Below are 22,824 nucleotides of genomic sequence, written 5' to 3'. Positions count from 1 at the left end.
TCGCGGTGCGGGGCCGGGGCCGGGGCTGGGGCTGTGGTTCCGTGCCGCGGGCCGGGGCCGTGGCATCCTGTGCCGTCGTGCGGAGTCCGTCGGCGACACGCCGTGTGGTGGCCGTGGGCGGCGGCGTGTCGGGCCTGGAGTCCGCCTGACGGCCCGGGCCCGGGCCCGACAGCCCGGCAGGAACTCCCGCCCCGTCACTCCGGCAGAAAATACTCCCGGGCCAGCGGGGCGATCTCGATTCCGGATGCCGTCGCGGCGGTGACCCAGCGAAGTTCCACGATCTCGGCATCCAGGACCGGCTCCTGGTCGCCGATGTCGACACGGAACACGTCGGCGACCACCTCGAAGCCGGGTTCGTTCGCGGCCACGGCGGAGAACTCGCCGAGCGGCTCGAGGGCCGCGGGATCGACGTCGAGACGGATTTCCTCGGCGAGCTCGCGGGCCAAAGTCTCCGCCGCCGTTTCGCCCGGCTCGGGCTTGCCGCCGGGCTGCATGAACGCGGTGGTTCCGGCCTTGCGCACGAGTAGCAGGCGGCCCGCGGCGTCGGTGATGACCGCGGCCGAAACGCGGATTCGGCGGGGTTCCGTGGCATCCTGTCGCACCCCCGCACGCTAACACCCGCGCGGGGCGACCCCGGCCCGCAGAGGGGCCCGCAGAGGGTTGAGTGTCCCAGACACCCGGACGAGTGCCCCCATCCATCCGGGTGTCCGGGACACTCAACCCTCTTGGCGGGCGGTGCCGCCCCGGATCCGGCACCGCCCGCCCGCCTCACACCGTGCCGCGGCGGATGCCCGTCACGATCGGACGCGTCGACGCGAGGGCCGCGGCGACCAGCGCGAAGCCCGCGACGAAGGTCACGGCGATCGTGGCGACCGACAACGGGGCCGTCACGAGGCCGATCCCGACGATCGGGAACGACAGCGCCCCGCCCAGGGCGGCGCCGCCCACCGCTGCCCAGCGCAGGGGCACCATGACCGTGAGCCGGCGGGCGCGGCGGAGTTCGGCATCCGGGATGCCGAGCCGGTCCAGGCCCACGATCAGGTCGCGCTCCTCGAGCGCAGACGCCGCCTGCGTGACCCCCACCGCGCACGCGAGGAGGACGAAGGCGATCCCGAGCGTCAGGAGCACGCCGGTGCGGATGTCGGTCAGGAGCGTCACGCCCTCGGCGCCCTCGGCCGCGTTGACGACGGCCAGGCCGCACCCGGCGACCACCGCGATGAACGACACGATCGCCATGCCCGACACCCGGCGCCACGACGGCCCCGCGTGCGCCGCGAGTTCACGACCCGCGACGAGCTGCGCCGCGCTCTTCGCGGTGCGGGCCATGGCGCGGCCGCGGGCGGCGATGATCGGGGCGCCCACGAGGTTGAGCAGGGCCATGCCTCCCACGAACAGCCCGAGCAGCACGCCCGTGGCGAGGGCAGGCCCGACGAGGCTGCCGACGACACTGAAGTTCGCGACCGCGAGGCCCACCGCCACGAGCAGGACGAGCCCCACGATGAGCACCGCGCGACGCGACGGCGGCGCGGCGCTGCGCGTCCGCACACCCAGCGGGGTCACCGTGACCTTGCGCAGGCTCGCGGCGGCGCTGATCGCGGCGATGACGACCACGCCCACCAGCACGCCCGCCCCCAGGAGAGGCGTGATCGCGACAGCCGCGACCCCGACCGGACCGCCGAAGAACGGCAGTAGACCGACGAGGGGGAGCAGGGCGGCATACAGCGCCACGCCCGCGACGGCGCCCGCGGCGGCGACGAGCGTGGCCTCGAGCACGGTGAGGGCCCAGATCTCGCGTCCGCTCGCGCCCAGCAGACGCAGCGTCGCGAGACGGTCGTTGCGGCGGCGGCTCGACAGCCGCGCGGCCGCCGCTCCGAGCGTCACGAGCGGGACGGCCAGCAGCAGTACGGCGAGCGAGGCCAGGATGCCGTAGACCCCCGCGCCGTCCTGCGTTCGAGGATCCACGAGGAACATGTGCGCACCGCCGACGACGGTGAGCAGCAGAGCCGTGGTCACCGCGAAGGCGACCGCGGGGAGGACGAGCGCCGCGCGACCCTGGCGGCTGGGCCGCGACAGCAGACGGGCCAGGGGGAGGACGGTGCTCATCGCAGGACCCCCGCGGTGTCGTCGACGACCTGGCCGTCGCGCAGGCGCACGATGCGCGAGCAGCGGCGGGCGACCTCGGCGTCGTGCGTGACCATGACGAGCGTTCGGCCTTGGCCGGTGGTGGCGTGCAGGAGCGCGCTCAGCACGTCGGTCGAGGTGGCCGAATCCAGGGCACCGGTGGGCTCGTCGGCGAAGACGACCGGTGCCCCGGTCACCTGCGCGCGGGCGATCGCGACGCGTTGCGCCTGCCCGCCCGAGAGCTGACCGATACGGCGGGACTCCATTCCCGCGAGCCCCAGGGCGGCGAGCCAGCCGGCGGCGTGGCGCTCGGCATCCGGCCTCCTCATCCCGGTGAGCAGCAGCGGCAGGGCCGCGTTCTCGACGGCGGTCAGCTCGGGCAGCAGCAGGTGCTCCTGGAAGACGAAGCCCAGGAGCGTGCGGCGGACGCGCGCGCGTTCTCCCTCGGTGAGACCGACGAGCTCGATCGGCTGAGCGCCCGGGGGCGAGAGGACGACGGAGCCGGAGTCGGGCGCGATCACGGCGGCGAGGGTGTGCAGCAGGGTGGTCTTGCCCGACCCCGACGCCCCCATGACGGCGACGGACTCGCCGGCGCGGATGGTCAGGGACACGGAGTCGAGCGCCGACAGCTCGCCGTAACGCTTGACGAGTCCGGTGGCGGTGAGGACGGGAGAAGAGGTCATGCCTCCATCCCAGCCGCGCGGGATTGTGGTGTCGTCCGCCCCGGAGCGTATCCGCATCCGCCGCGAGAGGGATCGTGGCTACCCCACGAGGATGCGGGCGCGCCCGCCGACGTGCACGGCCGTGACGGGCACCCCGTACACCTCCGACACGCGCGTGGCCGACAGGGCTGCCTCGGGCTCCCCGTCGGTGAGGACCCGCCCGTGCTGCAGGAGCAGGACGCGCGTGCAGTACGCCGCCGCGAGGTCGAGGTCGTGCAGGGTCAGCACCGCGGTGGCGCCGGTGTCGCGCAGGTGCGCGAGCAGCGCGTGCTGGTGTCGGAGGTCGAGATGGTTCGTGGGTTCGTCGAGCAGCACCGCTTCGGCGTCCTGCGCGAAGGCACGGGCGAGCAGCACGCGGCGCCGCTCCCCGCCCGACAGGGCGTCGAGCGTGCGGTCGAGCAGCCCCGTGAGCTCCCACCGCTCCGCGACCTCGGCGATGACGGCGTGATCGTCGCCGTCGTAGCGGTGCCAGTCGCCGCGTCCCGCCGACCGTCCCAGAAGGAGCACGTCGCGCGCGCGGTACGGCAGGTCGGTGTGCTCGTCCTGGGCGACGAAGGCGAGGTGTCGTGCGCGCTCCCGCTCCCGCAGTCGGTGCAGGTCGCGCCCGTGCAGGCGAACCCGCCCGCCGGCCGGGCGGCTGAGCCCGGCCAGCGCGCGCAGCAGCGACGTCTTCCCCGCGCCGTTGGGGCCGACGACAGCGACGCGTTCGCCACGGCGCAGGGTGAACGAGAGGTCCTCGATCACCCTGCGCCGTCCGTGCGCGACGACGACGTCCTCGGCCTCCAGCAGGGCTGGTCCGTCCGCCACGGGGCCGTCCGCCACGGGGCCGTCAGTCACGTGTCCCCGAGGCGATGGCCTCGAGGCCGGCGACGGCCGCCGGCGACGGGCTCGACGTGTCGGCGCCCACCATGACGATACGACCGGCCTTGACGGCATCCAGTTCTCCGATCCCGGGCTCGGCGAGCAGCTTCTCGCGCGCCTGCTCCGCGGTCTCGCCGTACAGGCCGTGCGTGAGGACGATCCAGGTCGGCTGCGCGGCGAGGAGGCTCTCGGTCGAGACCGTGAGGTACGCGTCGCTCTGGTCGCCGTAGACGTTGTCGAGCCCGGCGGCGGTGAGGACGGCCGCCGGAAGACCCGCTCCGCCGTAGGCCGAGATCGGGTCCTCCGACGAGAAGTAGTAGACCCAGGCGGCCGAGTCGCCCGTCGCGGGACGCGTGGCGGCGGTGATCCGCGCGTCGAGAGCGTCGGCGGCGGTGTCGGCGGTGTCGCTCGTGCCGAAGACCGTGCCCAGGCGCCGCACGTCGTCGGTGACGGTGTGCAGGTCCACCGCCTCGCTGTCGGTGCTGGCGTCGTGTCCGCACTCGCCCTGCACCGTCAGGATCGGGATCCCCGCAGCCTTCACCTGCGCCGGGTCTGCCGAGAAGAGCCCGTAACCGAACACCAGGTCGGGGGTGGCTCCCACGATGGTCTCCGTCGTGGGATCGGCGGGGTCGATGATGAGGTCGTCCGAGGGTGGGTCGGTGATCGAGTCCGACAGGGCCGCTCCGAACTCGGCCGTTCGGGCCGTGATCGAGCTGCTGGCCCCCGCGGCGTCGAGCAGCTCGACCGCGGCGGTGCCGACGGTGAGCACCCGTTCGGGGCGCGCGTCGATCTGGACGTCCGTCCCGCAATCCGTGACGGTGACGGGGTACGCACCGGCGGCGCCGGACGACGCCGGCGCGGCGGCTGAGGACGAGCAGCCGGGGAGGAGCGCGGCTCCGGACAGGACGAGGGCGGCGGCGAGGATGGGGCGCGAACGCATCGGGTTCCTTTCGGGTGGGGCTGTCACGCGTCGCGGCTGCGACGGGCGATCAGCAGGAGGAGCAGGGGAGTGCCGAGCAGGGCGGTCAGGATGCCGAGGGGGATCTCGCGCGGAGCGAGCACGGTGCGCGCAAGGGTGTCCGCGGCGACGAGGAGGATGCCGCCGAGCAGCGCGCTCGTCGGCAGGAGCACACGGTGCGTGGCGCCCACGAGCCCGCGGGCGAGGTGGGGGACGACCAGGCCGACGAAGCCGATGGACCCGCTGACCGCCACCGCGGCCGCGATCGCGACGGCGGTGACGACGGCCACGTTGCGACGGAGCCGGTCGGGGTCGCTCCCGAGGCTCCGGGCGACGTCGTCGCCCAGTCCGATGGCGTCCAGCCGGCGGCCCCACACCGTCAGGACGCCGACGGCGGCGACGAGGGCGAGCGCGACGAGCGGGAGGTCGGCCCACGAAGCCTGGCCGAGCGACCCCAGCATCCAGAACGTGATCGCTCGGATCGCGTCGCGGTTGTCGGAGAGGACGACGATGAGATTCGTGACGGCCGACAGCGCGTAGCCGACGGCGAGTCCGGCGAGCACCAGCCGACCCGATCCGAGACGTCGGCGGGGCCCGACGAGCACCAGCACGATCGCGAGCGCGAGCAGCGCCCCGACGAACGCGCCTCCCGAGGTCGAGATCGCGCCCGCGAAGGCTCCGATTCCGAGGGCGATCACGGCGGCAGCGCCGAGCGAGGCGCCGGAGGTGATGCCGAGCAGGTAGGGGTCGGCGAGGTCGTTGCGCACGACCGCCTGCAGGGCCGCGCCGCTGGCGGCGAGGATGGCGCCGACGCAGAACCCGAGCAGCACGCGCGGGGCGCGCAGTTGCCCGACGACGGTGTCGGCCAGGCGCGCGGCATCCGTGGTCCCCGTCGTGCCGGTGAGAGCGCGCCAGGTCACGTCGACGACGTCCGCGGGGGTGAGCGCGACCTGGCCGGCGGCGATACCGAGCACGACGACGACGGGCACGGCCGCGCACAGGAGAACGATCGCGGCGGCGGCCCGCCGGCGGGGCCACGGCACCGTCGGCGACTTGACGTCGTCGGCGCGCTCTTCTACGGTCATGGCCTAATGATAACCATTCTCAATAAGGTTCCCTGACATGACGCATCTCCGTCTTCTCCGCCTGTGGCGCGGTCACGCGGGGGCGCTTGTCGCGCTCGTCGCCGTCGGCGTGGCGATCTCCGCCACGTGGGCGGTCCAGGCGGTGCTGCTGTCACAGCTGTTCGCGGGCCTGCTCGGCGGGCGCTCCCTCGTCGACCCCTCGCTGGCCCCGATGCTGGTCGCCGTCGCCGCGGTGCTGCTCGTACGGCCCGCACTGACCCTGATGCGGGCCGTGATCGCACACCGGACGATGGATGCCGTCAAACGCGATCTGCGCGAGCACGCCGTCGCCGCGCTGATCCACCGCACAGCCCGGACGCCGGGCGAGGGGCGAAGCGGCGCGGATCAGGCGACGGTGACGGACGGTGTCGAGAATCTCGACGCCTACCTCTCGGCCTACGTGCCGCAACTGGCGGTGACCGGCGTCGTCTTCGTCGCCGTGGGCACGGGCCTCGTGCTGGTCGACCCCCTCATCGGGGTCGTCGCGATCGCCGCGGCGGCGCTCCTGCCGCTCGTCCCGCGTCTGTGGGATCGCGTTCTCGCCGCGCGCGGCGGAGATCACTGGGACGCCTACCAGCACCTGCACGCCGAGTTCGTCGACTCGATGCACGGGATGACCACCCTCGTGGCGTTCGGCGAGGAGGAACGTCGCGAACGCGAGCTCGCCGCGGCCTCCGACACCCTCCTGCGGCGGACGCTTCGCCAGCTCAGCGTGTCGCTCGTGGAATCGGGTCTCTCGCAGTTCGCACTGCTCGCGGTTCCGGCTCTGGTGCTCGTCCTGGTCGCCGTGCGCGGGGGAGAGCTGAGCCCGTTCGAGATGTTCGCCGCGGTGTTGCTGTCGATCGAGCTCGTGCGGCCCCTGCGCGAGCTCGCCGCCGCCTGGCACGCGGGCTACCTCGGGACCTTCTCCGGCCCCCTCGTCCTCGACCTCGTCGAGGCCGATCGTGGACGCCGGGATCCGGAGGCCGTCGCCCGCGCCGAGGTCGCGCTGCCGCTCGAGGTCACGGGCCTGCGGCTGCGGCATCCGAACTCCCCGTCCCCGGTCGTCGACGACGCATCCTTCCGGGTGGATGCCGGACTCACCGCCGTCGTCGGACCCACGGGGGCGGGCAAGTCGTCGATCGCGGCCGCGCTGGCGGGACTGCTCGAGCCCGAGGCCGGCACGATCTCGCTCGGCGGACGGGCGATGAGCGCCGACGAGCTGCGCGCGCGAGTGGGCCTCGTCGCCCAGGACCCGGCGCTGTTCACGGCCGACGTCCGCGCGGAGATCCTTCTGGGCGCTCCGGCCGACGCGGAAGCCGCCGAGGACGTCGCCGCGCGTGCGGGGGTCGCCCTCGATACGCCCCTCGGCGACGGGGGAGCGGTGCTCTCGGGCGGGCAGCGCCAGCGCGTCGCAATCGCGCGCGGAGACATGCAGCACCGGCGCGTGCTGGTGCTCGACGAGGCCACCTCGGCTCTCGACCCCGCGGCTGAGGCCCGGGTGATCGCGGCACTGCGCGCGGCTCATCCCGACGACGCGCTCATCGCGGTCACGCACCGTCTGGCGGTGGCCGAGAGCGCCGACCGGGTCCTCGTCGTCGAGCGCGGACGCATCAGCGAGACCGGCACGCCCGGGGAGCTGCGCGAGCGCGCCGGCGCCTATGCCGCGTTGCTCGCGGCGGAGGGGCGCGTCGCCGTGTCGGGAGGTCGGGCGTGAACGTTCTGCGGCCCCTCGGCCTCCTGGTCCCGTACCTGCGGCGACGGCGTGGCCTGTTCTTCGGCGTGTTCGCGGTCGTCACCGTCGGCATGCTCGCCTCCGTCGCGGTGTCGGTGCTCTCGGTCTCGGCGGCGTCCGCGCTCGCGGTGGAGGCGGGGGCACCCGCCCTCGTCCTCGCGGTCGTCGCGGCGGTCGTGGCCGCGGGTCTGGCCGCGTGGGGCGAGCAGTGGTTCGCGCACGTCCTCGCCTACCGGGTGATCGACGCCCTCCGCATCGACGTCCACCGCGCGATCGCGCGTCTCGCTCCGGTGGGCTTGGCTCGCCGCCGTTCGGGCGACACGGTGGCGGCGGCGATGGGCGACGTGGAGTCGTTGGAGTGGTTCGCCGCGCACACGGTGGCCCAGGTCTCGGCGGGCGCCCTCGCCTGCCTCGTGATCGACGTCACCGCCGTCGTGCTCCTCGGGCCGCTGTGGCTTCTCCTCCTCCCCGCGCAGGCGCTCCTCGTGGCCGTGCCCCTGCTGCTCGCGGGCCGCGCGGCAGAGCAGGGCCGGACCTTGCGGGCGGCACTCGCGCGCCTGTCGGCCCGGGTCCTCGCGGCGCGATCCAGTGCGCGCGACGTCGTGCTGCTCGGCCGGGTCGGGGTCGAGGCCCGTGCGGTGGCCGACGAGACGAGTGCCGTCCAGCGCGCGCGGCGGGGGCTCTCGCTGCGCGCGGGGCTGGAGCAGGCACTGACCGATGCCCTGACCGTCGTCGTGCTGGTCACCACGCTGCTTCTCGCCTCGGTAGCCGTCTCGGCGGGAATGGATGCCACGCTCGCGCCGTCGCTCGTGGTGCTCGCCGCGGCTGCGCTGTCGCCGGCCGCGATCGCCGCGGGCGCTCTCGGGCGCATCGGCGAGACGGCGGAGGCGGCCCGTCGTGTCGCCGAGGTGCTGGGCGCACCGGGCGTGCGACCCGTCGACCCGGTGGGTGTCCGCGCTCGCTCGATGCCGCGCCCCGGCCCGATCGCGGCGCGGGGTCTGCGCGCCGTCTACCCCGAAGGGGAGACCGCCGCGCTCGATGGCGTCGACCTCGACATCGCCCCGGGCGAGCACGTCGCGGTGGTGGGCGCGAGCGGCGCGGGCAAGACGACCCTGGCGCTCGCCCTCGCCCGCCTCCTCGCCGTCGACGGCGACCTCTCGGTCGACGGCGCGGACTGCGCGAGCGAATCGGGTGCCGAGACGCGCCGGAGGCTCGTGCTCCTACCCCAGCAGCCGCACGTCTTCCGGGCCACGGTCCGCGAGAACCTCCTGGCTCCGGATGCCGCTGACGAGGCCGTCTGGGCCGCGCTGGAGCGCGCGCGCCTCGCCGCGCACGTGCGCGCCCTTCCCGACGGCATCGACACCCTGCTCGCCGAGCGCGGGACGACGTGGTCCGGCGGGGAGCGGCAGCGCCTGGGGCTCGCTCGCGCTCTCCTGCGCGACCCGTCCGTGCTGGTCCTCGATGAACCGACCGCGAGCCTCGACACCCGCACGGAGGCGGAGTTCCTCGCCGCCCTCACGGCCGCGCGCGCGGGACGCACGACCGTGGCCATCACCCACCGCCCGACCCTCATGCGCGCGATGGACCGCGTCGTCTTCGTCGAGAGCGGACGCGTCGTCGACACCGGCCCGCATGACGAGCTGGTCGCGCGATCGGCCCGGTATCGCTCGGTCGTCGAAGGCGCCGACCCGTCCCCCGAAGCCCTGTCCGAAATCCCCGACCTCGAGAGGAGGTGATGTCCATGTCGCAGATCACGATCGTCGCCGTCGAGGAGCAGCGCGCCGCCGAAACGGTGCTCGCTCCCAACTCCAACCACCACGGTCACGTGGCGACCTCGTTCGCCTGGTCCTGACCTCTCCGCGCGCGGGCTCGGCTTCGGCCGGGCCCGCGCGTGCCCGCTTCCACCCGCTCTCATGAGGAGACCCCCGATGACGCCCACCCCGCTCGTGCTCGACGCCCGCCCCGCGCGCACCGGTGTCGAGATCCGTCCGCTCGACGAGCGCCGCAGCCTCGTCACCGTCGGTGAGCAGCACCACATCGTCGACGTTCCCGCCGCCGTCGTCCAGGTCCTCCTCTGGGCGTGGCACGAGAGGCGCGACGATCTGGTCGGCGTCGAGTTCGCCGAGGCGGCCGCTGCCCTGCGGCCGCTGCTCGCCGCCGCCGCGGTCTCTTCGCCGGCCGTGATCGCCCCGGCCCCGCGACCCGACGCGGGTCCCGCGGTCCGCGCCGTGCTCGCCGGCGACGATGACGTGGTCGCCGCCGCCCGAGCGCGGTTGCGCGCCGATGACGACGTGCTCCCCGCGCCGGTCGGCCCGCCGCGCACCGTCGCGACGACGGCCTTCTCGGCCGACCGCCTCCTCGTCGTCGCCCTGCGCGGCGGCCGCGAGCGCGAGTTCATCGACCTGGACCGCATCTGCCACGACCTCCGCGTGCCGTGGCTGGCCGTCGAGCTCTCCCGCGGTCGGCTGTGGGTCGGCCCCCTCGTCACGCCGGGGGTCGGGGCGTCGTACGAAGACGCAGCAGCCCGCCGTCTGGCATCCGCCCGCAACGCCACCGTCCACCGGGCGCTGCGGAGTCCGGCCGTCGGTGGGGATCAGGGGCCGGATGCCGCGGACCTGCCCGATCTGCTCGACGCGATGTGGGAACTGGTCGCCGTCGCCGCGGAGACGGTCGCGCGCGAGGGGCTCACCGAGGCGCCGGGCGACCTCCTGCACGAGCTGTGGCTGGAGGACGGGAAGGTGCGCCACGTGTCGCACCCCGTGCTCCCGCTGCCGCACCGGCGCACGCGACACCGCCGGCACACCGCGCTCGACCTCGTCGACGAGCGCGCCGGCGTCATCACCCGCGTCCGGGACGTCCGCCACCACGCACGGGTTCCCGCCGGTCTCGTCACTCGCCAGGCCGACGTCGCCGACATCCGTGCGGTGACGTCGTGGGCCAACAACGTGCTGTGCCAGGGGTCGGCGTTCGACGACGCGGCATCCGCCCAGGCGGCCGCGGTCGGGGAGTCGGTGGAGCGGTACTGCGGCAACATCCTCGACACCCTGCCCGTGCGGCACGGCTCCTTCGCGCAGCTGCGTCGGGCGGGCGTGCCCGCGCTCGATCCCCGCCGGCTCGTCCTCTACAGTGACGCGCAGTACGCCGCCCCCGGATTCCCCTTCGTCCCTCTGGATGCCGACCTCCCCGTGCACTGGGTGCCGGGACGCTCTGCGGTGACCGGCCGCGAGATCTGGGTGCCGGCATCCCTCGTCTACGTCAACTGGTATTCGGCCGACGTGGCCGCCGCGCCGCCGACGAACTTCTGCGCCTTCGCGGGCATCGCCGCCGGTCCCAGCGAGGAGTTCGCGGTCACGAGCGCGATCGAAGAGGTCGTCGAGCGTCACGCGACGATGGTGTGGTGGCTGAACGCGCAGCCCCTGCCCCGCGTCGAGGGGGTGAGCGCCCCCGCGGTCGCCGAGCGCTCGCGGGTGTCGTTCGTGCAGCTCGACAACGAGTTCGCCGTCCCGGTGGCGGCCGCGATCCTGCACGATGACGACGATCAGCTGGTGAACGTCGGGTTCTCCGCGCGCCCCGACTTCGCCTCTGCGGCGTCCAAGGCCCTGACCGAGGCCTACACCCTGCAGGAGGGCTCGCGCGATCTGCTGCACGCCGACGGCCTGCACTGGCGCGTCATGACGGAGGGCGAGCTCAACGGCCGCGCGTTCAAGCCCTGGCGGGCCGACCGTCGCTACCTCGACGACTTCCGTCCCGACATGCACGACTGCGATGACCTCATGGTCCAGCAGCAGGTGTACCTCGACCCCCGCGCCGGAGAACGCATGGAGCGTCTCCTGCGCCCCGCTTCCGGGAGACCGATCGACAGCGTGCCCCGGATGCCGGAGCGCTCCCGCGTCGCGATGATCGCCGCCCTCGAACGCGCCGACGTCGAGCCCATCGTGGTCGACATCACGACCCCCGACATCCGCAGCGCCGGGCTCACGGTCGTGCGCGTCGTCGCCCCGGGCACGATCGGCAACGCGCCCGCGGCGTTCCCCTTCCTCGGTCACGGACGCGTCCAGCGCATCGCGGTCGAGCTGGGCTGGCGCGAGACCCCCCTCCCGGAGGACGAGATCAACCTCTTCCCGCTGCCGCATGCCTGAGCCGGCGCTGACCGCCCGGCCGGTGCGGGTCCGGCATCCCGCCCCGTTCCCCTCGGCTTTCCAGCACCTCCAGGTCGCGATGCCCGGAGCACCCGGTGTCGACGCGCACGCGGTCGTCGTCGACCTCGCCCCCGAGGCCGATCCCGACGCGATCGACGCCGCCGTCCGCCGCCACTGGTGGTCGGCCGATCACGGACAGCTCGAGGTCCGTCGCGCCTCGGCCCGCGACCTCGCCGCCGAGGGTTCGCCCGTCCTCCGCGCATCGGATCTCGGCTGGGTCGATCCGACCGAGCGCGCGATGCCGGGCTTCCCGCTCGCGCCCGACGACGACCTCGTCGAACGCCGGTGGGTGCGCGCTCGCCGCGGGAGCGTGGAGGGATGGATGCCGTACACCGCCGCCGTGGCCCGCCCCGGTGACGCACGCCCCGACGAGCCGCTCACGCACCCACCGCTGCTGGGCGGCTTCGGCGCGGGGGCCGACCCCGACGATGCGCGGGCTCAGGCGGGGAGGACGGTCGTCGTCGAGGACGCGCTGTGGTGCTGGTGGACGGGCCTCGCGCCCGCGGCATCCCTCGATCCGGTCGCGCGGGTGCGGGAGCTGTGGGCCGACGCCGACGTCGAGCTGACCCTCCGCCGCCTCGATCGCGGGGTACTCGGCCCGGTCACGCTGGCCGCGGTCGACGACGGGCGCATTCTGACCGTCGGCGGCGGATACGGACTCGACGCGTCCGGTCAGCGCGCCGCGATCGCCCGGGCGCTGTGGCAGCTCGTCTTGGCCCGGTCGCTCGACGACCCGGGCTCCGACCTGCACGCGCTCGGGGTGCCGGGTGTCGTCCCCCACCGCCCGGACCGCCGCTACGCCCCCGCCGACCCGCGCGCACGCCGACGCCTGCTCGACCCTCTCGCGCACGTGCAGCTCGCCCTCGACCCGCGCGTGCGGACCGCCCTGCGCGGACGCCTCGACGACCTCCGCCCGGGTCCTCCCGCGGTGAGCGTCGCCGCCGAGACCTGGACGGTCGACCTCGCCCCCGACGGCCGCGTCGTGAGGGTGCTCCGCCCCGACGCGATCCCCCTGCCGCTGGCGGCGTTCCGGCTCGATCCCGCGTCGGTCGAGGCGGCCGCACGCCGCCCCGGGGCGAACCCCGTGACGGCGGCGGCCACCGCGCAGAACCCGTTCCCGGGGTGGTGAGTCGCGCGCTCAGTCGCGCCGCGGCGCCCCCAGCTGCGCCTCCGTCAGCACCTGCCCCTTCGGGCGTTCGTTCGCGGCCAGCGCGAGCCACGTCTCGACCACCGTGTCGGGGTTGAGAGACAGCGACTGGATGCCACGGGCCACGAGCCACTCGGCGAAGTCGGGGTGGTCCGAGGGCCCCTGCCCGCAGATCCCGACGTACTTGCCCTGGCGCCGGCACGCGTCGATCGCCATCCCGAGCAGGTGACGGACCGCCGGGTCGCGCTCGTCGAAGGCGGATGCCATGAGCGCCGAGTCGCGATCGAGCCCGAGGGTCAGCTGGGTCATGTCGTTCGAGCCGATCGAGAAACCGTCGAAGTGCTCGAGGAACTGCTCGGCGAGGATGGCGTTCGCGGGGAGCTCGCACATCATCACGACCTTGAGACCGTTCTCTCCACGGCGCAGGCCGTTGGTCGCGAGCAGGTCGATGACGGCGGCGGCCTCACCGACGGTGCGGACGAACGGCACCATGATCTGCACGTTCGTGAGCCCCATGTCGTCGCGCACGCGCCGCAGGGCTTCGCACTCCATGTCGAAGCAGGCGCGGAACTCGGGCGACACGTACCGGGCCGCCCCACGGTAGCCGAGCATCGGGTTCTCCTCGTGCGGCTCGTAGAGCGGACCGCCGATGAGGTTGGCGTACTCGTTCGACTTGAAGTCCGACAGGCGCACGATCACCGGCTCGGGGGCGAAAGCCGCCGCGATCATCGAGACGCCCTCGGCCACGCGCTGGATGAAGTACTCCTCCGGCGACGGGTAGGCGGCCACGCGCGCGCGGATGTCGTCCGCGAGCTCGCCGTCGAGCGCGTCGAGCTCCAGCAGCGCGCGCGGGTGGATCCCGATCTGTCGGTTGATGATGAACTCGAGCCGCGCGAGCCCCACGCCCGCGTTCGGCAGGCGCGAGAAGGCGAAGGCCTGGTCGGGGGTGCCGACGTTCATCATGATCTTGGCGGGGGGTTCCGGCATCCGGTCCAGTTCGGTCTGCTCTTCGACGAAGGGCAGGATGCCGCCGTACACGAGGCCGTCGTCGCCCTCGGCGCACGAGACCGTGACCTCCTGCCCGTCGGTGAGCGCGCGAGTGGCGACACCCGTGCCGACGACGGCGGGGATGCCCAGCTCGCGGGCGATGATCGCCGCGTGGCACGTCCGGCCGCCGCGGTCGGTCACGATCGCCGAGGCGCGCTTCATGATCGGCTCCCAGTCGGGGTCGGTCATGTCCGCGACGAGCACATCGCCGTGCGCGAAGTCGGCCATCTGGTCGATCGAGGTGAGCACGCGCACGCGTCCCGCGCCGATGCGCTGACCGATCGCCCGGCCCTCGAGCAGGACCGGTCCGCGCTCGGCGAGCACGAAGCGGCGCAGCACGTTGGCCGACTGGCGCGAGACGACCGTCTCGGGTCGGGCCTGCAGCACGTACAGGCGTCCGTCGACGCCGTCCTTGCCCCACTCGATGTCCATCGGGCGCCCGTAGTGCTCCTCGATGACCAGCGCGATGCGGCCGAGCTCCTCGACCTCCGCATCGGTGAGGGAGAACCGCGTCCGGTCGGCGGCGTCCACTTCGACGAAGGCCGTGCTGCCGTCGACATGGATGCCGTCGGTGTAGCGCATCGCGATGGCCTTCTCACCGACCGACCGCTTGAGGATCGCCGGACGCCCGGCGCGGAGGGCGGGCTTGTACACGTAGAACTCGTCGGGGTTCACCGCGCCCTGTACGACCGCTTCGCCGAGGCCGTAGGAGCTCGTGACGAACACGGCGTCCTCGAACCCCGACTCGGTGTCGAGGGTGAACATGACCCCCGAGGCGCCGATGTCGGAACGCACCATGCGCTGCACCCCGGCCGAGAGCGCGACCTCGTGGTGGTCGAAGCCGTGGTGCGCGCGGTACGCGATCGCGCGGTCGTTGTAGAGCGAGGCGAACACGCGGCGGATCGCCTGCAGGATGTTCTCGATCCCGCCGATGTTGAGGAACGTCTCCTGCTGCCCGGCGAACGAGGCGTCGGGGAGATCCTCGGCGGTCGCGCTCGAGCGGACGGCCCAGGTGACGGCATCCGGATCCGCTTCGTTGCCGACGAGCGCCGCGTAGGCGGTGCGGATGTCGGCCTCGAGGTCGGCGGGGAACGGTTGTTCCTCGATCCAGGCGCGCACCCGGGCGCCCAGCTGGCTCAGCGCGGCGACGTCGTCGATGTCGATGCCCTCGACGGCCGCGCGGATGTGCTCGTCGAGTCCGCCCTCGGCGAGGAAGCGTCCGAACGCGTCCGAGGTGGTGGCGAACCCGGGCGGCACGCGGACGTCGGCGGATGCCAGGTGCGACACCATCTCGCCGAGGGAGGCGTTCTTGCCGCCGACCTGCGCGAGATCGCTCATGCCGATCTCGTCGAAACGAAGGATGTTGGTCATGGTGTGGGCCTTTCGTGGGGTCGGTCCCGCAGCTTCATCGACTGCAGGATCACGGCGGACATCTCCTCGACGCTCCGGGTCGCGGAGCTGAGGAACGGAACACGGGTGCGGCGATAGAGGTCTTCGGCCCGGCGGATCTCGAGGGTGCACTGGGCGAGGCTGGAGTACGTCGAGTTCGGGCGGCGCTCGTGTCGCACCTGGCTGAGCCGGAGGGCGGTGGTGGTGAGCCCGAAGCAGCGATCGGCGTGCGGCGCGACGATGCGGGGGAGCCCGTCGGTGGGGAAGTCGTCGTCGGTGAGCGGGTAGTTCGCCACGAGGAGCCCGTAGTGCAGGGCGAGGTACATCGTGGTCGGCGTCTTCCCGCACCGGGAGGGCGCGACGATGATGACGTCCGCGGTGTCGAGCGCGCGTCCGCTCTGGCCGTCGTCGTGCTCGATCGCGAACTCGACCGCGCGCATGCGCGCGAAGTACCGTTCGAGGTCGCCGAGCCCGTGGTACTGCCCCGAGCGCTGCTCGGCGGGCGTGTCGAGCGCGGCCTCGAGCTCGGTCAGGTGCCCCGCGAGGAGGTCGATGACCACCGCCGCGGAGCCGGCGATCACGGCCCGGATGCCGGCATCCTTCACCGTCGCGAAGACGATCGGTGCGGCCTCCGGCGTCGTCGCGCTCTGCAGCGCCGCGGCGACCGTCGACACGGGCGTCACCGTCCCGACGAAGGGGATGGTGTGGCGATCGAAGTGGGCGGCGGGGAAGTTGGCGAGGAGCGCGTTGCCGAGGGTCTCGGCGGTGATCCCCGTGCTGTCGGACACGAAGAACACCGCGCGCGTGGCGGCGCTCAGCACGGTGTCCGCGGCGTCGTGGGGTGGGCCATGCGACGACGCTAGGGAGTTTCCCCCGTACTTTCCGGACTCTTTGTGCTTAAGAAGGTGCGTTCTTGACGAGGAGATAAGCCGCGGCAGCTAGCGCATCCGTTCGACCGCCCGACTCCTCGTTCACGCCTCTTGCAGCGGGCGGGAGGCGTCGGGGATCGTGAGGTCGGGCCGGTACTGGCGGAGGTGCTGGATGAGCTGGGGATACCCGAGCATCAGCCGGTTGGCGGCGAAGCGGGTCTTCGACCCGCTCTTGCCGACGACGCCGCCGTAGTTGTTGCCGATGTGCGGGGCGAGCGCGGTGAGCTCGGCGAGGGGTACTTCGCGGGGTGCCGCGACCATCGGGAACGCCCAGATGGTGTCGGGGGTCACCTCGAGTCGCAGTCGGGCCATCCCCCGGGCGAGCAGGATGAAGGCCCCGCCCCCGATGACCATGGCGACCCCGGCGATGCCCATGGAGAGCGGCGAAGACGGGCGCGTGGCGGCGACCAGAGACAGCAGCAGCCCGAGGGCGAAGACGACGATCCCGAGGGTCCGCACCATGACCCGCTGCCACTTGCGGGTCGAGACGACGAAGAGGACGTCGGCTTTGGTCGCCCGATAGGTGGCCGTCGAGGGCGAGCGGCGCACTCCGGCTGAGACCGCGACGGTCACGATGACCATCGCCGCGATGGCGACGCCGACGCTCACCAGGGTAATGGAGGTGTTCATGGTTCAGCCTTCTTTTTCGTAGCTTTTCACCGTCGGCAGGCCGTCCGGCAGGAGCGGCATCACGACGCGGGAGAACCATCCCATCCGGATCACGTAGACCCCCGGGGTGAACGTCTCGGCGACCTCGGCATTGTTGTCGAAAGTGACCCCCTCCTGCCACGCCAGGGCCCCGCAGTCGCTCGTCTCGATGCGGACGATCGGGAGGGTCGGGCTGCGTCCGCCTCCCGAAGACGCCGCCTGTGCACCGGTCACCGTGCACTCGCGCCCTTCGATCCCGATGTTGTCCCATTGCGGGATGAGGATGACGCCCACCGCCGCGAGGATCATCAGGGCAAAGACCGTCAACAAGGCGACCAGCTTCAAGGAAGGCCGCTTTCTGGGGTGTAGCTCGCTCATGATCGCAGGCTCGTCGTCGGGCCAGTTCCGCCGTTGATGAATCCTTGCCAGAAGCTATCGGACAGGCTCTTGTCGCCGACCCCTCCCGGTTGTACCGCTGTATTGGCCAGGTTGAGAAGCCCTCCGCCGACGTGGTTGATGCCGTGTTGTGTGATGACCTGCCCGAAGTTGACCGGCGCGCCGGCGTGTGCGCTGTCCGACACCCTCGCGACCAGGTTCGGCGTGAGTTCCGAGCCGACGAGGTTAGACGTGATTCTCCCGAGCCCCTGCGTGAGGACGGATCCGCCGCCGCCGATCAAAAGGCCCGTTCCCGTCGCCTGTATGTAGCCTTCGATCGTCTGGTTCTCCCCGTTCAACGAGTAGTCGGCTATGTTCCCGGCAGCCCCGCTGACCGACCCGCTGACGGCGGCGCGGATGCCGTTGTTCCCCAACGCTTCACCTACGCTTGCAGCTAATCCACCGTTGCCCGGGATGCCTTTGCCCAGCGCATTGTAGGCAAATTGTGCGCCCCGGGAGGCGTTCCCCGTCAGGACCGCTCCTCGCGCGACTTGCGCACCGCGGGCGAGCGCCGTTGCGGCGACGGATCCCGCCCCGCCGGCGATGCCGCCGACTGCAGCGTCCAGACCAACCTTGCCCCAGTCGACCTCGCCTGTGGTGGTCTTCTGCGAGATGGCGGAGATGCCGCCCGACACGGCCGCACCCGCCAGTACCGCTCCGATCGGGCCGCCGAAGCCGGTCGCCATGAGCGCGATCCCGCCGACGAGCATCACGCCGCCGATCACCCAGTCGCCGTACTGGTCCCACCAGTCGCCGAAAGCGGCGCCCGCATCGGCCAGCGCCCCCTGGTGCGCCTCGGCGTACGCCGTGAGCTCGGCATCCGTCACCGGCCGCAGGCCCAGCGGGTCGGTGGCGTGCAAGGGATCGTTGCCCGCGAACGAGTACGGGTTGGTGCCCCACACCGCGCCGATGGGCGCCTCGAGCGGGTCGGTGGTGAGGAAGCCGCGCGTCGACGGATCGTAGGCGCGCGCCCCCATCCACTCGAGCCCGGCGATCGCCAGGTCTCCGCTCGGGGTGATCGAGACCGCGCCGCCGCCCAGCGACTGGACGGCGCGCAGAGCGGCCCACGGCTCGTCCGCCGCCGCGGAGCGCGCGTCGCGCCACCCGCCGACGACCCACTCGCCGTCGATGCCCGCGAGGGCGCCGGGCGCACGGAAGACATCGGTCGATCCGACCCGCAGCGCTCGGGGCACACCGTCGGCGGTGTCCCAGAGCAGCCGGATGCCGTCGACCTCGACGAGATCGCCGAGCGCATCGACGTGGAGCGAGGTCTGACGCTCCTCGCTGTCAGCGCGGCGTTCGGTCACGCTCCGCAGCCAGCCGCGTTCCTCCCACGCGTACGCCGTCTCGTGGTCGGGAGCGACCTCGCGCACGCGACGCCCGCGGGGGTCGTAGGAGAAGGTCGTCTCACCGTCCGCGTCGGTCACCGACACGAGCTGTCCGGCCCCGTCGTACGCCGACACGCGCTCGCCGTGGCGGGTCGTCTCGCTCACGAGGCGGCCGGCGGCGTCGTACCGCCAGAGGGTCTCGCCGTCCGCGTCCACGGCCGAGACCAGCTGTGCCGCGTCGTCGTGCAGGTAGCGCGTGGTGCCCGTGGCATCCGTGACCGCGAGGATCCGACCCGAGTGGTCGCGCTCGATGCGCGTGACGGTGGCGCCCGTGGCATCCGTCCGCGTGTGGGTCACGGGGAAGCCGTTGTCGTACTCCCACGCCTGGAGGCTGTCACCCGCGCGCGACTCGAGGATCCGGCCGAACGCGTCGCGCGTGTAGTGCACTGCGCCGAGGCGGGAGTGGTCGATGCGGGTGAGATGCCCGGCGGCATCCCTCGTGTAATCGACCGTCACACCGTCGGGAGTGATGAGGCGCGTGCGAGCGCCGTCGGCGTCGTACTCCCAACGCAGTGAGCGGTCGCCGCTCGTCTGCTCCGCGAGCTGGTCGAGGCGCGTGAACCGCAGGGTGTGGGTCACGGTCTCATCGCCGGTGTGGTCGGCGATCGTCATGGTGCGCGCGCGAGAGTCGCGGTCGATCTCGGTGAGCCGTCGACCGTCGACGGAGAGACCGGATGCCATCCCCGCTTCGTCGTAGTGGAGTTCGAAGGTCGTCCCGTCGGGGGTGATCTGCGCGATCTGACGACCGGCCGCGTCATACCGGGCCGTGGTGGTGCGCCCGAGCGCGTCGGTCTGCGATGCGACCCTGTCGAGTGGCGTGTACGTCCGCGTCGTCACCGCGCCGAGAGGGTCGGTGATCGAGGTCAGCCGTCCTCTCTCGTCGTAGTCGTAGCGGGTGACGCCGCCGATGCCGTTGGTCGCGGCGACGAGCTGGCCGGCGGCGTCGTACGAGAAGCGACGGATGCCGTAGCGCGCGTCCTGCGCGAAGGTCAGGCGCCCCGCTCTGTCATAGCCGAGCCGCGTGACGCCCATGCCGGGGGTGTCGAGACGAACCACGCGTCCGACCTCGTCGTAGGTCGTTTCGGCGCGTTCTCCGGTGGGGAGGATGCGGGCGACGATGCGGGAATCGGCATCGTATTCGAGGGTGGTGCGCGCGTCGTTGCCGTCGACGGCCGCGACAGGGCGCCCGCAGTGGTCGTACTCGTAGCGGGTCGCGCGACCCGCGGGGGTCGTGATCGCGGTGACGCGGCCGGCCAGGTCGCGTTCGATGCGGGTGAGGCCGCCGTCCGCGTCGAGGAGCTCGACGGGCCGTCCGCACGCGTCGTAGGTGATCAGCGATGCGTCGCCCGCGGCATCTTCGACTCGTTCGGGGCGCCCGTACTGGTCGTACCGGACCGACGCCTCGGCGAAGGCGGTGCGGACGGTCACGGTTTCGTCCGCGCGTGTGAGGTCGGTGTGCACGCCGGTCGGGTCGGTGATGCGGGTGAGCTCGCCGGCGGCGTCGTACTCGCGGGTCCATACCCCGCCGGCGGGGTCGGTGATCTCCCTCAGGCGGGAGAGGGCGTCGTGGGTGAAGCCCCATGCGGCGCCATCCGGCAGGGTCACCCCGGTGACGTTGCCGAACTGGTCGAACGCTCGGTCGATCACCCGGCCAAGGGGGTCGGTGGTGCGGGTGAGCTGCCCGTGGGGGCCGTACTCCAGTTCGGTGCGGGCGCCAAGGGGGTCGATGATCGCGGTGACGACCCCGCCGGGTCCGTGTTCGTAGCGCCAGATCGCGCCGTCCGGGTCCTCCCGGCTGAGCAGGGAACCCTCGGAGCTGTAGGTGTAGCGCGTGATCGCGCCCAGCGGGGTGATCGCCTGGGTGACGCGCCCCGCGCCGTCACGAACGAGCCGCGCGGTGGCACCGTCAGCGTTCCGCGTGGCGACCAGTTCCCCGTGCGCGTCGTACTCGAAGCGGAGGATCACGCCCTCGGGGTCGCGGGCGCGGCGGAGCAGTCCGTTCTCCCAGTCGAGTTCGGTGACGCCGCCGGCAGGGTCGGTGATGCGGGAGGGGTTTCGTTCCTGGTCGGTGGGGTAGTCGTAGGTGACGATGCCGCCGTCGGCGGTGACGACGGTGGTGACGCGGTCGTGGTCGTCGTACCCGTAGGTGATGTCGGCGCCGTCGGGGGTGACGGTGCGGGTCTTGCGTCCGCGGGTGTCGTAGGCGTGGACGGTGATGCGTCCTTCGCGGTCGGTGACCGAGACGAGGTTGCCGGTGGGGTCGTAGGCCATCGACTGGCGGTTGCCGTCGGTGTCGATGATGCCGACGAGGCGGCCCTTGCGGTCGGCGATCCACGTGTTCGCGTTCGACCCGTCGGCGTCGGCGACCTCGGTGACGCGGCCGGAGAGGTAGGTGAAGCGGGTGTGACGCCCGAACTCCGTGACCTGCTCCCGCACGCGCCGCTGCGTGTCGTACACGTTCGCGCACTCGATCACACCGGTCGCGGCGGTGACCTGGTCGATGAGGTCGTCGTCGTTCCACCGGTACGTGCGCGTCCCGGCGGGGCCGGTGACCGCGGTGAGGCGGTGGTCGTCGTCGTAGAGGTATTCGACGCGGCGCCCGTCGGAGGAGGTGACGGATGCCACCAGCCCGTCGACGTAGTCGACGTCGATGCGGCGGTTGCGGGAGTGCTCCAGGGCGACGATCGCGCCGGCGGCATCCCGGTGGACGGTGACGACGTTGCCTGCTCCGGCGCCGGCGCCGACCCAGTCGCCGCCGGTGGTGAACGCCCACCAGGCCCCGGCGTTGTCCGTCACGAGCAGGCCCTCGGACACGGTCAACCCGCGCGCGGCGAGGTCTTCCGCGCTGGCGCGGTTGAGCCAGTAGTTCTCCCCGGTCCCCCGGGCCCAGTCGCGCCCGTCCCGGCCGAAGACGATCTGCCGCCCGTCGGCCATCACGAACCGGGCGTCGTCCTCGCCGAGCAGCAGGGTGGTGTCGAGGATCGACGACCACCCGAGGCCGAACACCCCGGCCCCGTCGTTGAGGGAGTTGTACATCCGCGTCAGCGACAGCAGCGCTGTCGCCGCGGGGAACGGGAGATCGTTCTCCGGCTCGAGGAAATTTCCCGTGGCGGAGTTGACCGGGTCGTTCACGAACCCCGTCGTCGGGGCCCCACCCCACGCCGTCGGGGGGTCGATGGTCAGATCCTGACGGGTCGCGGACACCCCCGCCGCCGCCAGCGACGCCGCCAACGCGGCATCCGACACCGTCCCGATCCCCCCGTTCGTCCCGGCGTCCTCGAACGCCTGCGCGATCGTGTTCGCCCACGCCGTGTCATTCGCATTCGCGTCGAGCCACGCACGGAACCCCGCGACGACCGGGCTCACGTCGATGCCCCCGAAATCGCACGTCGCCATGAAGTCGCCGGTCCACTCCGACAGGCGCCCCGGGTGCGCCGACAGGCCCGCGTCCAACTCCGCGGTGCCGTTGGCGAACGACCGGAGGTTCTCGGGACGCGCCGAAGAGGTGCCGCCGCCCCCGCCTCCGCTGCCCGGTGCCGGTGTCTGGCGCGGCGACGAGGTCAGCGTCGTGGCCTGGAAGACGGGCGGGTCGATGGGGCCGTCGGACGGCGGCGCCTCCTCACCGAAGATGTCGTCCCACGTCGCTTCCAGCCAGTTCGCTCGACGCGCCTCGACGCGGTCGCGCCACTCCCGCGCCCGCTTGCGGCGAGCGTTCTCCTCGCGCGCCGCATCGCTCAGCCGCCCCATGAACGACGCCACGTCGCGCAGCCGGTAGACCAGCTCGCGGGCGTCGCTCGCCGCGATGTCGGCGTTCGCGTTGAACAGCTCGGAGAAGTAGCCCGAGAAATCGGTCCGCGCCGTCGCGGCGTACGAGATCCGCGACGCCGTTTGATCTTCGATGTGGTTCGCGGCCGCATTCGCCGCCGACGCGACAGCGTCCGCCCGCCCGAAGTCGTACGTCAGATCAGGTGCCCCATACACCTCGAGATCGACATCAGCCACAGAGAACCCCCCAGTCGTCCCGCGGTCACCCACCGACCGCTCACGGCGACAGAAAGGATAACTCGCCTCCCTTTTTCGTCTCGGAAGACTTGATTTTGCTCGGCGTCTGCAGCAAGAAGACAACTGTTCCGCGCGCGCAC

At 72.7% G+C, this 22,824-nt stretch carries 15 protein-coding genes; 4 read left to right on the top strand and 11 right to left on the bottom strand.

The genetic code is table 11. The annotated features are described in order from the left end of the window. Positions 1-194 precede the first annotated feature (194 nt). From ACMW4R_RS02615 to ACMW4R_RS02590, 6 genes are all read right to left on the bottom strand, one after another. Entirely contained in the window at positions 195-602 is a 408-nt protein-coding gene (locus ACMW4R_RS02615) for an NUDIX hydrolase (protein ID WP_418299059.1), read from the bottom strand. A gap of 166 nt (positions 603-768) precedes the next feature. Then, the gene (locus ACMW4R_RS02610; RefSeq protein ID WP_418299058.1) at positions 769-2,103 is read right to left on the bottom strand and encodes an FtsX-like permease family protein; all 1,335 of its coding nucleotides are present in this window, start codon (positions 2,101-2,103) and stop codon (positions 769-771) included. Then, complete coding sequence (locus ACMW4R_RS02605) at positions 2,100-2,804, bottom strand: ABC transporter ATP-binding protein (RefSeq protein ID WP_058596829.1); 705 nt, start codon at positions 2,802-2,804, stop codon at positions 2,100-2,102. The genes ACMW4R_RS02610 and ACMW4R_RS02605 overlap by 4 nt, the downstream gene beginning before the upstream one ends. Before the next feature lie 78 nt (positions 2,805-2,882). Next, entirely contained in the window at positions 2,883-3,680 is a 798-nt protein-coding gene (locus ACMW4R_RS02600) for an ABC transporter ATP-binding protein (protein ID WP_418299057.1), read from the bottom strand. Next, positions 3,673-4,644 carry an ABC transporter substrate-binding protein gene (locus ACMW4R_RS02595; protein WP_418299056.1) on the bottom strand — a complete coding sequence of 324 codons (972 nt, stop codon included), beginning with the start codon at positions 4,642-4,644 and terminating at the stop codon, positions 3,673-3,675. Before ACMW4R_RS02595 ends, ACMW4R_RS02600 begins: the two co-directional genes overlap by 8 nt. Positions 4,645-4,667: 23 nt before the next feature. After that, the gene (locus tag ACMW4R_RS02590) at positions 4,668-5,747 is read right to left on the bottom strand and encodes a FecCD family ABC transporter permease (RefSeq protein WP_418299055.1); all 1,080 of its coding nucleotides are present in this window, start codon (positions 5,745-5,747) and stop codon (positions 4,668-4,670) included. A 37-nt stretch (positions 5,748-5,784) separates the two neighbouring features. On the opposite strand from ACMW4R_RS02590, the gene ACMW4R_RS02585 reads away from it, so the two are divergent. The 4 genes from ACMW4R_RS02585 to ACMW4R_RS02570 all read left to right on the top strand — a co-directional run bounded on the left by ACMW4R_RS02585 (position 5,785) and on the right by ACMW4R_RS02570 (position 12,828). Further along, on the top strand, positions 5,785-7,482 hold the full coding sequence (locus ACMW4R_RS02585; RefSeq protein WP_418299054.1) for an ATP-binding cassette domain-containing protein: 1,698 nt from the start codon (positions 5,785-5,787) through the stop codon (positions 7,480-7,482). Then, positions 7,479-9,236: an amino acid ABC transporter ATP-binding/permease protein gene (locus ACMW4R_RS02580; protein WP_418299053.1), complete on the top strand. Its 1,758-nt coding sequence runs from the start codon at positions 7,479-7,481 to the stop codon at positions 9,234-9,236. Before ACMW4R_RS02585 ends, ACMW4R_RS02580 begins: the two co-directional genes overlap by 4 nt. 192 nt (positions 9,237-9,428) lie before the next feature. Next, entirely contained in the window at positions 9,429-11,639 is a 2,211-nt protein-coding gene (locus ACMW4R_RS02575; RefSeq protein WP_418299052.1) for a YcaO-like family protein, read from the top strand. Then, entirely contained in the window at positions 11,632-12,828 is a 1,197-nt protein-coding gene (locus ACMW4R_RS02570; protein WP_418299051.1) for a hypothetical protein, read from the top strand. Before ACMW4R_RS02575 ends, ACMW4R_RS02570 begins: the two co-directional genes overlap by 8 nt. A 9-nt stretch (positions 12,829-12,837) precedes the next feature. On the opposite strand, the gene ppsA is transcribed toward ACMW4R_RS02570, so the two are convergent. The 5 genes from ppsA to ACMW4R_RS02545 all read right to left on the bottom strand — a co-directional run bounded on the left by ppsA (position 12,838) and on the right by ACMW4R_RS02545 (position 22,684). Continuing rightward, complete coding sequence (gene ppsA, locus ACMW4R_RS02565) at positions 12,838-15,264, bottom strand: phosphoenolpyruvate synthase (RefSeq protein ID WP_418299050.1); 2,427 nt, start codon at positions 15,262-15,264, stop codon at positions 12,838-12,840. Beyond that, positions 15,261-16,103 (bottom strand): pyruvate, water dikinase regulatory protein, encoded by an 843-nt coding sequence (locus tag ACMW4R_RS02560; RefSeq protein WP_058614990.1) that lies wholly within the window; start codon positions 16,101-16,103, stop codon positions 15,261-15,263. The genes ppsA and ACMW4R_RS02560 overlap by 4 nt, the downstream gene beginning before the upstream one ends. A 150-nt stretch (positions 16,104-16,253) precedes the next feature. Then, on the bottom strand, positions 16,254-16,841 hold the full coding sequence (locus ACMW4R_RS02555) for a hypothetical protein (protein ID WP_418299049.1): 588 nt from the start codon (positions 16,839-16,841) through the stop codon (positions 16,254-16,256). A 3-nt stretch (positions 16,842-16,844) separates the two neighbouring features. Then, positions 16,845-17,237, bottom strand: a complete 393-nt coding sequence (locus ACMW4R_RS02550) for a hypothetical protein (protein WP_418299048.1) — start codon at positions 17,235-17,237, stop codon at positions 16,845-16,847. Then, complete coding sequence (locus ACMW4R_RS02545; RefSeq protein WP_418299047.1) at positions 17,234-22,684, bottom strand: DUF6531 domain-containing protein; 5,451 nt, start codon at positions 22,682-22,684, stop codon at positions 17,234-17,236. Before ACMW4R_RS02545 ends, ACMW4R_RS02550 begins: the two co-directional genes overlap by 4 nt. Between the last annotated feature and the right edge of the window lie 140 nt (positions 22,685-22,824).

The sequence above is a fragment of the Microbacterium sp. S1037 genome (assembly GCF_048381605.1).
Lineage (GTDB): Bacteria > Actinomycetota > Actinomycetes > Actinomycetales > Microbacteriaceae > Microbacterium > Microbacterium testaceum_B.
Note: the sequence above shows the minus strand (reverse complement) of the source record. Positions and strands in the feature narration are given on the sequence as shown.